The 12,220-nt window shown below is 37.5% G+C and carries 15 protein-coding genes; 1 reads left to right on the forward strand and 14 read right to left on the reverse strand.

Going from position 1 to position 12,220, the window contains the following annotated elements; genetic code table 11:
- Nucleotides 1-4: 4 nt before the first annotated feature.
- The 13 genes from ODE14_RS04595 to ODE14_RS04655 form a co-directional block, all read right to left on the reverse strand.
- Complete coding sequence (locus tag ODE14_RS04595) at nucleotides 5-172, reverse strand: hypothetical protein (protein ID WP_263603138.1); 168 nt, start codon at nucleotides 170-172, stop codon at nucleotides 5-7.
- Between the two features lie 16 nt (nucleotides 173-188).
- Nucleotides 189-941, reverse strand: coding sequence for an SDR family oxidoreductase (locus ODE14_RS04600; RefSeq protein ID WP_263603139.1), 753 nt, complete (start codon nucleotides 939-941; stop codon nucleotides 189-191).
- Between the two features lie 6 nt (nucleotides 942-947).
- Nucleotides 948-1,745 (reverse strand): SDR family NAD(P)-dependent oxidoreductase, encoded by a 798-nt coding sequence (locus ODE14_RS04605; protein ID WP_263603140.1) that lies wholly within the window; start codon nucleotides 1,743-1,745, stop codon nucleotides 948-950.
- A 5-nt stretch (nucleotides 1,746-1,750) separates the two neighbouring features.
- On the reverse strand, nucleotides 1,751-2,251 hold the full coding sequence (locus ODE14_RS04610; protein WP_263603141.1) for a CinA family protein: 501 nt from the start codon (nucleotides 2,249-2,251) through the stop codon (nucleotides 1,751-1,753).
- A 333-nt stretch (nucleotides 2,252-2,584) separates the two neighbouring features.
- Nucleotides 2,585-4,726 carry a catalase gene (locus ODE14_RS04615; protein WP_263603142.1) on the reverse strand — a complete coding sequence of 714 codons (2,142 nt, stop codon included), beginning with the start codon at nucleotides 4,724-4,726 and terminating at the stop codon, nucleotides 2,585-2,587.
- Nucleotides 4,727-4,859: 133 nt separating this feature from the next.
- Nucleotides 4,860-5,492 (reverse strand): ferritin-like domain-containing protein, encoded by a 633-nt coding sequence (locus ODE14_RS04620; protein WP_263603143.1) that lies wholly within the window; start codon nucleotides 5,490-5,492, stop codon nucleotides 4,860-4,862.
- A 75-nt stretch (nucleotides 5,493-5,567) separates the two neighbouring features.
- Complete coding sequence (locus tag ODE14_RS04625) at nucleotides 5,568-6,365, reverse strand: KGG domain-containing protein (protein WP_263603144.1); 798 nt, start codon at nucleotides 6,363-6,365, stop codon at nucleotides 5,568-5,570.
- A 214-nt stretch (nucleotides 6,366-6,579) separates the two neighbouring features.
- Nucleotides 6,580-7,194 carry a Crp/Fnr family transcriptional regulator gene (locus ODE14_RS04630; RefSeq protein ID WP_263603145.1) on the reverse strand — a complete coding sequence of 205 codons (615 nt, stop codon included), beginning with the start codon at nucleotides 7,192-7,194 and terminating at the stop codon, nucleotides 6,580-6,582.
- Nucleotides 7,195-7,238: 44 nt separating this feature from the next.
- The gene (locus tag ODE14_RS04635) at nucleotides 7,239-7,835 is read right to left on the reverse strand and encodes a Crp/Fnr family transcriptional regulator (RefSeq protein ID WP_263603146.1); all 597 of its coding nucleotides are present in this window, start codon (nucleotides 7,833-7,835) and stop codon (nucleotides 7,239-7,241) included.
- A 538-nt stretch (nucleotides 7,836-8,373) separates the two neighbouring features.
- Complete coding sequence (locus ODE14_RS04640) at nucleotides 8,374-8,970, reverse strand: Crp/Fnr family transcriptional regulator (RefSeq protein WP_248393388.1); 597 nt, start codon at nucleotides 8,968-8,970, stop codon at nucleotides 8,374-8,376.
- On the reverse strand, nucleotides 8,970-9,347 hold the full coding sequence (gene ytxJ, locus ODE14_RS04645) for a bacillithiol system redox-active protein YtxJ (protein WP_263603147.1): 378 nt from the start codon (nucleotides 9,345-9,347) through the stop codon (nucleotides 8,970-8,972). Before ytxJ ends, ODE14_RS04640 begins: the two co-directional genes overlap by 1 nt.
- Nucleotides 9,344-9,805, reverse strand: a complete 462-nt coding sequence (locus ODE14_RS04650; RefSeq protein WP_248393383.1) for a DUF1569 domain-containing protein — start codon at nucleotides 9,803-9,805, stop codon at nucleotides 9,344-9,346. Before ODE14_RS04650 ends, ytxJ begins: the two co-directional genes overlap by 4 nt.
- Nucleotides 9,799-10,335 (reverse strand): YfiT family bacillithiol transferase, encoded by a 537-nt coding sequence (locus tag ODE14_RS04655; protein WP_248393381.1) that lies wholly within the window; start codon nucleotides 10,333-10,335, stop codon nucleotides 9,799-9,801. The genes ODE14_RS04650 and ODE14_RS04655 overlap by 7 nt, the downstream gene beginning before the upstream one ends.
- A 156-nt stretch (nucleotides 10,336-10,491) precedes the next feature.
- Here ODE14_RS04655 and pncA point away from each other — a divergent pair, with 156 nt between their 5' ends.
- Nucleotides 10,492-11,097 carry a bifunctional nicotinamidase/pyrazinamidase gene (gene pncA / locus ODE14_RS04660; RefSeq protein ID WP_072882881.1) on the forward strand — a complete coding sequence of 202 codons (606 nt, stop codon included), beginning with the start codon at nucleotides 10,492-10,494 and terminating at the stop codon, nucleotides 11,095-11,097.
- 69 nt (nucleotides 11,098-11,166) lie between these two features.
- Here the strand turns inward: pncA and ODE14_RS04665 are convergent, their stop codons facing one another.
- The gene (locus ODE14_RS04665; RefSeq protein ID WP_263603148.1) at nucleotides 11,167-12,201 is read right to left on the reverse strand and encodes a tetratricopeptide repeat protein; all 1,035 of its coding nucleotides are present in this window, start codon (nucleotides 12,199-12,201) and stop codon (nucleotides 11,167-11,169) included.
- Between the last annotated feature and the right edge of the window lie 19 nt (nucleotides 12,202-12,220).

Raw genomic sequence — 12,220 nt, forward strand, 5'->3', positions numbered from 1 at the left:
AAACTTACTTGATCTGCAGTGTATCTTTTTCAGATGTACTGCCATTGTTTTTGTTGGTGCCGGAATTGTTTCCGTCATACTTGTTTTTAGGTTCGTCTTCGTCAAAATCACATTTGCATGATGACAGTGCGAAAAGACTTATAATCCCCAGCAATAAAGTAGTAGTTTTCATAATTATTAGGTTTTGATTATCCGTTAACGACAATACCACCGTTTGGATGAAGTACCTGTCCCGTAATCTGCGCGCCGTCTTCACTTGCAAGAAACAAGTAGCTTGTAGCCACTTCTTCCGGTGTTGCATTTCTTTCGAAAGGCGGCTTGTTCGGATCGTCTTCTTCTTCCCCGAAAGTTTCTTTGGTTAATGGCGTGGCTACCGGTCCCGGAGCTACAGCATTGACGCGAATGCCTTTCGGTTTCGACTGTAAAGCCAAAGAGCGTGTAAAAGAAACAATCGCTCCTTTTGTAGCCGAGTAATCCAGGAGTTCTTCATGTCCCTGATAGGCTACCGCGGATGTTGTATTGATGATAGAACTTCCCTGTTTTAAATGAGGAAAAACAAGTTTTGTCAAGAGGATCATTCCTATAATATTGGAATTGAACGTGGTTCTGATATTCTCTTCCTCAAGATCAACAATATTGTCCGATGGAATCTGTGTTCCCGCATTATTGACAAGAATATCAATTCCTCCAAATTCGGAAACTATTTTTTGGGTGGTCTCTTCACAGAATTTATAATCATTAACATCTCCCTTATAAATAGAAGCTTTTCTCCCCAGGTTTTCAATTTCTGATTTTACTTGTTCTGCATCTTCATCATCAGAATAATAAATAATGGCAATATCTGCTCCTTCTTTTGCAAAAAGTAATGCTACTGCCTTACCAATTCCGCTGTCTGCTCCTGTGATGAGTGCTGTTTTATTTTCTAATTTTAAATTTGCCATAATAATCTATTTTTCATTGACCGGTTTTTGCATTTCTCCCATTCTGTGTGCGGCCATGCTGTCTGTTGCAATATTGGACATGGCTACGGTGAGTTTATTTTTTAATCCCGAAACAACTTTGTCATCACCATTCATTAAGGCATTAAAACCATCAATAGCTACTTCTTCCGGTGATGCAAGATTGTCTTTATCTTCCAGGATCTTACTTTCATTCATATCTGCTTTATTGAAGAAATCGGTATCCGTAGGCCCGGGTAATAAGGCTGTTACTGTAATTCCGGTATCTTTCAATTCTTCTCTAATGGCTTCCGACCATGATAAAATAAATGCTTTGGTCCCATGATACACCGAATGCCACGGACCCGGAGCCTTACTTGCAATAGAAGCCAGATTCAGGATCTTTCCGGAACCTTTCGGTAAGCGGTCTTTCAAAAACATTTTGGTCAAAATAAGGACAGAAACGATATTCAGATTAACAATATCCACTTCACGGTGCAGATCCGTATCCTGAAATTTTCCATAAACGCCCTGCCCTGCATCGTTCACAAGGATTGAAGGACTGATACCATTTAATTTTAATTCAGAATATAAAGAATAGGCGTCTTCTTCAATAAAAAGATTTTTAGCGATGGTAATTACATTAATGCCGAAACTTTTAAATTCATCGGCTCTTGTTTTCAGCTCATCATGATTGCGGGCAACCATCACAAGATCATATCCGTTGCTTGCAAACTGTTTTGCAAGCTCATAACCGATCCCACTGGTTGCTCCCGTAACCAGCGCATATTCATTTTTTCTGTTCATAGACCTTACTTTAGAATTAATAACTGATTGATCTCACTTTTAAAACATCCTAAAATAAATTCAGTATAATACAACTGGGCATTTAAGGCCTGTGTCTTAGGATGAAGTTCGAGCTTTTTCGTTAAAATAATCTCTCCTTTGTAAGAAAATGAAAAGAAGGCAAAAATTTTGTATGAAGAATTGCGTATAGGGGTACAATACCCTGTTGTTGCAATCGACCAGTCGGATTCGAAAAGTTTTGCAACATTGAGGGCCATTGTTTCAGCTATATTTTCTGAAACACAGTCGCATTCTTCTGCTTCATGTGCATCGACTCCCAATAACCTTACTTTTTCCTGCAAGGTGTATGAAGTAAGGCCGCCTTTGTAAAACATTAAAGCGTTGGGCATCTGTGAGAAAGCAAGCTGTAAACATCCTGAGGTAACGCTTTCTGCAACTGAAATCGTTTCATCAGTGGTCATTAATGACTGGCTGATATACTCCAGAAGATTTTTTTGAAATTCCATAATTCTAATATTTAGTGTGTTAGTGTGTATTTTTTTTTAAGACGTGAAGTCTTACGGGGATCAAGGACCTCTTTTACATCCGTCTGCTTTTATCAAAGATTTCGTATCCTTTTGAAACCTCTTCAAGTGAAAGCTGATGGGGATAATATCATCCAGTTTTACTCTGCCGCTTTGCACATGATCCATCAATTCATCAATAATTGCATGAACGTTGCACTGGCCGGCCTTGATAGTAATACTTTATCAAAAATCTGTCCAAGTTTGAAATTATCATAATTTACCGGATAAACATCTAAAATTGGACGATACCTCCCCTTCTTACTGCCTTCCTAATTATTTTCTGGCATTTCTTTCTATTTCAAGATCCCAGACTCTGTGATTTGCAATTGCTGTAATAAATTTATCTGCAGGATTTTCATCTTCAGCGATAACGATAGCAGGATCGATATGATCTTTCATGCTTATATTACTGTTCATATATAATGGTTCGGTCCCTTCGCCAAAATAAATGGCTTTACAGTGTTTGTATGCTTCGTTGATATAATTCAGAGCAGGCTGCTTGTTTTCGGGAGTCAGTAATTCTTTGGTGGAATTTTCTCCTGCCGCAATGTAAAGAGCATCAAAGGAAACGCTGGAATTGCTTGTTAAAGAATGTTTCGGAATAAGTGATGAGCCGTCACTTACCTTTACGGGAGCCATACTTGTTCCGATGATCTCTACCACTGCATTTTCTGCTTCCAGCTGAGTTTTTAAATCATTAATTGCTGCTGCATCTGCCCCGTCTCCCATAATAAAGCCGATCTTTCTGCCCATAATGGTATCTTTAACGGTATTCTGCATGCTTAATGCTTCTGAAATTTTTGTTTCAGGTTCTCTTTCTTCGCTTTGTAACGTTGAAGGATCTGCGTCTGCAGGAATACTTTGATTCGGGAAGTTGAGTTCTTTTACTTCAACCCCTACTTTAGCCGCAACTTTTGAAGCAAGAGCTTTATCAACAAAAGCAAGCTGGCTTACCATTCTCTCTCTGATTGCAGGGATGGTCACTTTTGAAAGCTCAAAAATCAGTGCATTCTGCAAGTGCATTTTTTCCGGCATCGACTGGCTATTGTAGAATAATTTGGCTTGTGAATAATGATCTACAAAGCTTTTGCTTCTTTCTCTTACTTTAGCTCCGGAAACTCTTGCTTCCTGGGAAACAAAACCTCCTTCTTTCATCATTGCCTGGAAAGGACATCCTCCGCCGATTGAATTCGGTTCATAGCTTACTTTTCCTTTCGCGATCTGTTGTCTCATATAACCATCTCTCTGGTTATTATGAACAACATTTACGGATCTGTTGATAGGGATTTCATGGAAATTAGGGCCACCTAATCTGATAAGTTGTGTATCGGTATAAGAAAACAGTCTTCCCTGAAGGAGCGGATCATTAGTGAAATCAATTCCGGGAACCACATGTCCGGGATGGAAAGCAATCTGTTCCGTTTCAGCAAAAAAGTTTTCCGGATTTTTATTTAATGTTAATGTTCCGATAAGCTGAACCGGAACTTCTTCTTCGGGTACAATCTTAGTAGGATCAAGAAGGTCGAAATCATATTTGAATTCATCTTCTTCAGGAATCAGCTGTACTCCGAAATCCCATTCCGGGAACATCCCGTTTTCAATAGATTCCCAAAGGTCTCTTTTGTGGAAATCAGGATCAACTCCCGAGATTCTCTGAGCTTCATCCCACGCTACAGAATGTACTCCTAATTTCGGTTTAAAATGGAATTTCACAAAGTGTACTTTTCCTTCATCATTAATTAATTTAAAGGTATGAACTCCAAATCCTTCCATTCTTGAAAAACTTCTCGGGATTGCCCGGTCACTCATCAGCCACATGATCATGTGCATGCTTTCAGGCATTAAAGAGATAAAATCCCAGAAGGTATCGTGTGCAGACTGCGCCTGCGGTATTTCGTTGTGAGGTTCCGGTTTTACGGCATGTACAAGATCCGGGAATTTAATAGCATCCTGAATGAAGAATACAGGCATATTATTGGCGACAAGATCATAATTTCCTTCATCAGTATAAAATTTTACGGCAAATCCTCTTACATCCCTTGCAAGATCAGTACTCCCCCTGCTTCCGGCAACCGTTGAAAATCTTACGAAAACAGGAGTTTCTTTTCCGACTTCGGATAAGAAATTGGCTCTTGTGAATTCTGCGAGGCTTTTGGTAAGTTTAAATACGCCGTGTGCTCCTGATCCACGTGCATGAACTACTCTTTCAGGAATTCTTTCATGATCAAAATGGGTAATTTTTTCTCTTAAAATAAAATCTTCAAGCAAAGTAGGACCTCTGTCTCCCGCTTTCAGGGAATCCTGATTGTTATTGATTTTCAGCCCCTGATTGGTCGTCAGCTTTTCATTTTCATTGGATGTCATGTGAGCTTCCAGCTGGTTCAGTTTTTCGTTGTTCGGTTTGTTGTCTTTCATAATTCTTTATATTTGGTGTGGTATTTTTTAGTTTAAATAAACTATTCAGAAATAATAGAATTTTATCATTAGCTATTTTTAGATTTAAGAAAAGCCATACAGAAAGCTCCATATGGCTGATATTATTGTATGATTAATCTTCCTGTTCCGCATCAAAATTGATGAAGGTTTCAGCGATTTCCGTCAGTTCATAATCGGTATCTTCTTCTTCCTGTAATGTTTTTTCAAGCAGGTCTGCCGCTTTATCATGCCCCATGGTAATAGCCAGCTGTGCCAGTCCGCCATAGGTTGCGATCTCATAGTGTTCAACTTTTTGTGCAGCGATAATTAAGGCAGCGTCCCGTGTCATGGAACCTTCTTCCGTGGATTTGATGATTTCTTCACCTTCTTCGATGATCCCTTTTATAGCCTTACATTCTTTTTTCTCAGGCATTTCATTAATCAGCTTGAAAACTTTTTCAAGTCTGCTTACGTGTTTCCGGGTAAGCAGCTGGTGATCTTCAAAAGCTTCTTTCAGCTCGTCGGTGGTAGCTGCTTCCTGCATTGTTCCCAACGCTTCAATGATCGCGTTTTCTGCATAATACACATCTTTCAGTGCAGAAACGAAGAATTTGTGTAATGGAGAGTTTTGCATCTCATTTTGATCTACGGTAGCATTGTCTACCGAAGCTGTTTTTTTTGATGAACCTGTTGATCCAGTGGTGGATGATGATGTCCCAGTACCGTTAGTACTGTTATCTTTATTATCTAATGTTTTTGTTGCCATAATGTGAATGTGGTGTTTGATTTTAAAAGATTACCCCTTTAAAAAATTAATAAAGAGGTAATCATGGAAAAAGAATTATGAATTATTACGTCTGCCTCCAAATCCGGATCTGCCCGAACCTGAAGATCTTCCGCCGCCGTGAGAGGCCTGTCCGCCCATACGAGCGATTCTTGTACGTTCTGCCTTACTCATGGAAGCAAAACCTCTTCTTGATGATCCGTTACCAGAACCTGAATTGGAACCTCGACCTGAACCGCCATTATTTCCTGATCCTGATCCTGATCTGCCTGAACCGGAATTTGAGCCGGATCCTGATCCTGAAGATCTTCCACCTCCGTTCCTGCTTCCTCTTGGCCTGCCCGGATTATCATGTCTGTGATCATAGTTATCACTGTTTGAGTTTGATGAACCTGAAGATCTGCCTCTTCCTCCTGATCTTGATCCTCCGGAACCTCCTGAATTTCTTCCTCTTCCCGATGATCCTGATCCAGAACCAGAACCACGTCCTGATCCTCCACGAGAACCGCCTCTACCGCCTCCGGAAGTAAATCTTCCCTGGCTGTCTCTCTGCTGGTTTCCGTTTCCTGATCTTCCTCTGCCTCTTCCTCTATTATCGTCGTCATCGTCATCGTAGTCTTCATCTTCATAATCTTCATCATCGTAATCTTCATCATCATAGTCTTCATCGTCGTAATCTTCGTCTTCATCATCATCTTCGTCAAAGTAATCTTCATACTCTGAGAAATCATCATCATATTCTTCGTCCTGTGACGCATCGTTATAACCATGGTCATAACCTAACTGATAAATTTCTTCGAGATTGCTTGATGAACCGGAGTTTCCTCTACGATTTCTTGAATTTCTAGTGTTCATAACTGAATTTTTTATATTAATATTATAGTGATGGTATTGCCGGCCGTGACTAGTATTAGACAGCAATGAGTTTTGGTTAATTTACATGAACATAAAAGCTAAAGAGCTTAAGATGTACCCCAGTACGAGGCTTTAAGAATATGGATGAATTAATTAACTCAAATGTACGTTAGAATATATCACCATTTTATGACCCAAATCATGTTGAAAGATATTAATATAAAATTTTTCGGTCTTTTATGGTAAGTTTTCCCTGTTTTTCCATTTTTTTCAGAGTTCTGATTACGGTTTCCACCCTAAGACCGGTAAGATTGGCAATCTGTTGTCTGGTGAGTTCTACAGGGAAACATTGTCCGCAATCTCCGTCGTGATAGCTTTTAAGGTAATTGAGTAATCCTTCCAGGCGGATAACGGGGTTTTGTGAAGACATGTTTTGCAACATAATAGCCTTGAAATATAATCTTTGCGATAAGCAGGCATTCATTTCAAGGGATACATCGGGATTGTTTTTAAGAAGATTAAGAAAGTTGTTTTTGGAAAGTCTTATGAGTTCTGCATCAGCGATGCAAACAGCATTCATTACATAGAAATTTTCAACAAAAATCATGGCATCCCCGAAGCTTTGCTTTTCACCGACAATATTATGGATGAATTCCTTTCCTTCTTCGTTATAGCTGTTTAGTTTTACCTTTCCTTTAACAACCTGATAGTAATAAGCCGCATGGTCACCTTCTCTGTATATCATCTCATTATGCCTGTACAATTTATTTTCGGCACCGTATGAGAAAAGGAGTTCAGGCTCGATATTCATGCAGCTGACTGTTTTCATTTTTAAAAGTTTTTAAGACCGTATTAAATTAAAAAAAATTAGATTTAATACAAAATTTTCCTGTCTTTAATCTTTACAATTTTATCTCTTTCCATTATTTTAATGGTTCTGATGGCCGTTTCTACACAAAGACCTGTAAGACTTGCCATCTGTTGTCTTGTAAGTGGGATCATGAAAGAGTATTGTGATTGATTTTCCTGAAAACTTTTCAGATAATCCATTAATACCGTAAGTTTTGCTGTTGGGTTCTGGGATGATAGATTCTGTGCCATAATCAGCTTGAAATAAAGCTTCTGAGAAAGTGTTTTATTCATTTCAAATGAAATCTCAGGATACAATTTAATCAAATCAAGAAAAACCGTTTTAGGCAGCCTTTGGACAGAACATTTTGTAATGGCAACAGCATTGACAGGATATAGTTTATCAATAAAAAGTAATGATTCTCCTATACTTTGACCTTCTTCCAAAAGAGTCTGTATGATCTCTTTACCATCGTCGCTGTAATTATTCAGTTTTGCCTGGCCTGTTATGATCTGATAATAATATTTTGGCACATCTCCTTCGTTAAAAATAATTTCTCCAGGCTGGTAATGCCTGATAATTGCGCCTACTGAATGCAGAACTTCTTCTTTAATAACCATGTTAGCTGTTTTTAAATGTTAAATAGTGAGCATTCCTAGTAAATAGTATTGGTTAGTTCATATTAATATGAATGCAAATTTTGAACCTTATTGCATTTTGTTTAATCAATTTAATGTATTAATGTTTATGTTTTAATTTTTAATATCTATTTTCAATATAAAAATTATTAATTGTCAACATCATTAACTATTTGACATTATTAAATTCAATAATGATTTTTTGATATATAACTATAAAAAAGCCGTTTACTAATAAACGGTTAATTTTTTATCAGAAATAGGTATATTTTTTATCAGCTGTTTCAATAACAGTTGGTAGAATGGCTAGTAGTGGTTATTGTTAAGGTAATTTGCAATCTTCAGGATTCTGTCCGGAATCCGTTTGCAGTGATAAGCCGAATATGCTCTGGAATTGTAAATTTCATAATATTATATTTTGGTGTGTCTTTCAAAGTTAAATATATTCTATTAGAAAAAACATGATTATGATCATAAAAAAAGACCGATAGCTAGCTATGGTCAATTTCAATATTTTAGTCTATTTGCTGTCCGGAACAAAATTCTTTCTTGCAAGCTCCTTTCGTACGCGGCTCAGACTTTCGGGAGTAATTCCCAGGTAAGAAGCAATCATCCATTGTGGAACTCTCATCAGCAGGTCCGGATACATTTTTATAAATTTCATATAGCGTTCTTCAGCGGTTTCTCCTAATAAAGAATTGATTCTGTCCTGAAGGCTTTTTATATGTTTCTGGAGAAGAATATCGCTTTTTTCAAGACTGTTGGGGAACTCACCAATCAGCTTATTGATAAAATCAGGATGGAGGAGCAAAACTTCCGAATCTTCTACCGCTTCTATATAATAAATGGATTTTTCATTGAAATAAAGACTGCTACGGTCTGAAATAAGCCAGCTTTCCGGAGCAAACTGAATAATATGTTCTTTGCCGTTTTTATCAATAGAATACATTTTGAGCAATCCTTTTTCAACAAAATAAATGTATCTGCATATTTCGCCGTACTGCAAAAGAAACTGGTTTTTAGGTATTTTCTTTACTTCATAATGCAGACTACACAAATTCACTTTTTCTAAAGGAACGTCCAGAACTTTGGATAAATAATTATTGATATTCTTCATTATACGATTTGGTCTGCCGATATATGTTGATGCGAAGCATTGCTGATTACTGTTCCGTTTTCAATCACCAGTAACTGGGGACTTTCATGTCTTATACCAAGATCCGAAGCTATTTTATTGGATAAGTCCCTGTGGGCAAGCAGATCCAAAAAATACAAGTCCGGTTTTTGGTCTGAGTTTTCAATTTCTTTTTCAAAATTCCTTAAAACCGTTTTACTGATAAAACAGCTTGTGGAATGTTTGAAGATGGCAATCTTCCTGGTGAAGGAATGTTCGATTGCTTTTTTAAGATTCTCTTCAGATTCTATATATTTCCAGAGCTGATTCTTTTCAGAACCTTCTTCTTTTCCACCGAATATTTTGTCAAAAAAACTCATACCTTAAATTGTTTTAGATGATGATGAAGATGTTTATATTCCAGAAATCCCCAATCTTTTTCTTTCATTAAACCGAAAAGAACATGGCGTCCCGGGAGATTATTATTCTTGTAACATGTGCTGTATTCTTCAAGCGTTTGCAGAAGGTTTTCTTTTTCTTCTTCAAAATCACATTCAAAATTAATAATAAGTTTTTGAAAAGTAGGCATATTTCTGGGAATTCCGTTATTAAAAACCTGAATCTCCCACTTGGTGATCTTTCCAACCATTGCAAACAAACGGTTAATTTCCGGAAGTTTTATTTTCCCGAGCGGAACCTGAAGCACATGATTACAGTGTCTCATCATCTGGCAGACATTCATTTTGCCCCACAGCGCATGGGAATTTTTGTCCAGAAGATGAATTCTGTTTATGATTTCTTCAAAACATTCAGGGTTATGAAGGCTTTTTTTTACCACCCTTTTTCTTTCTTAAGATTTTCGATATGAGCAAAATGATGGTTGCAATGCCAGGCGTACAAGGCAAGGCAATGTCTTAAATCATAGTTTTTGTTATGTTCCGGATGATGAAAGGTTCTTTCAAACTGCTTGTTGGTCATACTTTTCAACAATGTTGTCCACCTTTGGTGCGTTCCCCGGATCATTCTCATGGCAGGTTTTACAGGCATATTCAGGCTGTCCTGAAGTTCTGCCCATTTCGCTTCGTCATAAGGTTTTATTGTAGGATTTTCTTCTGTAAGCGCCAGTTTGAATCGGATGAAACTGTTGATATGGCTGTCTGCAATATGGTTTACCAGCTGTCGTACGGTCCAGCCTCCTGGTCTGTATTGGGTGTCAAGCTGATCATCGGAGAAGTCTTCAATCAGGTTTTTAAGTTTTCCGGGAAAATCTTTGATGACTTTTATATATTCGTCGAGTGTAATATCACAAATATTTTCAGGTACTTCAAAGGTACCTATAGGGAACTTTTTTTGTTCAATATCGTTCATTTTTTTATTGAGATTTAAATCGTTTTAATCACCGATTGTCCTGAAGTCCCGGAATGTAGAGAATTTCATAAATGTCTATTTGTCCGATAAATCTGATTTGGATGACTATTTGCTGTTTGTTTTTGTAAATTTATCAAAAATTCGAGAATTCTAAATATGAAAAAAGCGTTAATAATCGTAGATGTGCAGAATGATTTTTGTGAAGGCGGCGCACTGGCGGTTCCGGGAGCCAATGAGGTAATTCCGTACATCAATGCCCTGATGGAAGAAAATGAATACGATCAGATTGTTTTGACACAGGACTGGCATCCTGCTAATCATAAAAGTTTTGCCAGCAATAATGGCAGAAAAGTAGGAGAAAGTATTATTTTAAACGGCGTTCCGCAGTTCATGTGGCCGGACCACTGTATTCAGGGGACTTTTGGTGCAGAATTTCACAAAGACCTTAACAGAGATAAAGTTACCCACATTATCCAGAAAGGAAAAAATGTTGAGATTGACAGCTACAGCGGTTTTCAGGATAATAATCATTTCATGAAAACCGGACTTGATGATTTTTTGAAATATCATGATATTCAGCTCCTGGAGATTGTTGGCCTTGCTATGGATTATTGTGTAAAATATACATGTACTGATGCTGTAGACAACGGATATGTTACTTGTCTCCATTTTAACGGGACAAGAGCTGTGAATGTAAAGCCGGATAACGGCAGAGATGCAATCTATGATATGATTCAGAAGGGAGTAACTGTTCTCGGATAATCGAGATTGTATTTAATCCCTGATTTAAACATAAAAAAAACCGAAACAATGTTGTTTCGGTTTTTCTATTTATTTTGCCTGTTTGGCCTGAAGTTCAGCTTCTTTAGCTTTCATTTCATTAGCTTTAGCTGTATTTTTTGTTGTGTTGTAGACATCTTTCATAGTCTGAACAGCTGTAAGGTCATTCGGCATTGCCTGCAACCATTTTTCTCCGTATGGTAATGCTTTGCTGAATCTGTCCTTTCTTGCTTCAATAAGCTTTGTTGCTTCGTCTGGTTTTGTTTTTCTTAATGCATTGATTTCATTCACTGCTTTTTCATCATCACCAATTACGGCGTAAACAAGATTCTGGTAAGCATTTCCAAAGTCCGGCTTCAGTTCAATAGCTTTTTGTAATGAAGTAATAGCCTCATTTACCGTCGCTGGGTTTTTAGACTGGAGAACTCCTAGGTTATACCAGTTGGTAGCATCATTAGGATTTTTAGCCAATTGATCCTTAAGATTCTGCATAAACTGATCTGTTTTTCCGGATGCATACAATGCAGTTCCCTGATATTCTTTTAATTTAGCATTATTGGGAAACTTTGCCAAACCTTTCTCAATGATAGCCAGTGCTTCATCATTTTTCTTGGTATTCAGTAAAATCGTTGCTAAAGTTTCATAAAGATCAGATTCTACACTAGGCGATTGTTGAGTTTTGAAGTCAGAATAATCTTTGGAAGCTGTTTTCTTCAGTATTTCCCATGTTTTCTGATCATAACTTGACACCTGTCCTGTTTTATTATCTTTTGCAGTATAGGTTGTTTCAACGCCGGTATAGCCAGAGTTGATAAGATCGGTATATATTTTTGAAGCCTGCGGATAATCATTTGCCAAAGCATAATTAAGTCCTGCGTAATACATATATACTTTATTGTCCTGTCCATTCGATTTAAGTAAGTTGTAAACTTCCATAAACTTAGGAGCCGCTACAGCATAGTTTTTAGCATTATATGCATCCATTGCTGTTTTGTTAGCCTCTTGTAGCTGAGCGTTCACATCTCCTTTTTGTGCGAAAACAAAAGCTGATGCTACGATAGCCATCCCTAAAATTAGCTTTTTCATAATCACTATTTTATATTAA

Origin of the sequence: Chryseobacterium sp. PET-29 (genome assembly GCF_025736815.1) — a bacterium.
Taxonomy (GTDB): Bacteria; Bacteroidota; Bacteroidia; order Flavobacteriales; family Weeksellaceae; genus Chryseobacterium; species Chryseobacterium nepalense.